Genomic DNA, 339 nt, shown 5'->3' with positions numbered 1-339 from the left:
ACCTTGACGTGGGGCAGTTTGGTTTCTTCGAAGAAGCCATAGACCCAGAACGAGTTCATATCGACCACGGCCATCTTGGCTTCGCCGATGCGCGCGTAGTCACCGCGATGCACGTTGAGGTTGGTGACGTAGCCGTCGACGGCCGCCACCACTTGCGTGCGTTTCAAGTTCAGTTCGGCGGCTTCCAGTTGTGCCTGGGCGTGCTGGTAGTCGGCGAGGGCCGAGTCGGCGACGTTGCTGGCGTCGTCGCGGTTTTCCCTGGAGATCACCAGCGCGTCGAGGTCGGCGCGGCGGTGGGCGTTGTCTTTGCGCATTTCCCAGGTGGCTTTGCGCGATGCG

The 339-nt window shown here is 62.5% G+C and carries 1 protein-coding gene; it reads right to left on the bottom strand.

Annotated elements, in window-relative coordinates:
* On the bottom strand, nucleotides 1-339 hold a 339-nt coding region (locus M2R48_RS21340; RefSeq protein WP_262087632.1), incomplete at both ends, for an efflux RND transporter periplasmic adaptor subunit.

Origin of the sequence: Acinetobacter sp. I-MWF (genome assembly GCF_025433935.1) — a bacterium.
In the GTDB taxonomy this organism is placed as follows: domain Bacteria; phylum Pseudomonadota; class Gammaproteobacteria; order Pseudomonadales; family Moraxellaceae; genus Acinetobacter; species Acinetobacter guillouiae.
The sequence above is the reverse complement of the archived record's forward strand: the minus strand, read 5'-3'. Positions and strand labels throughout refer to the sequence as shown.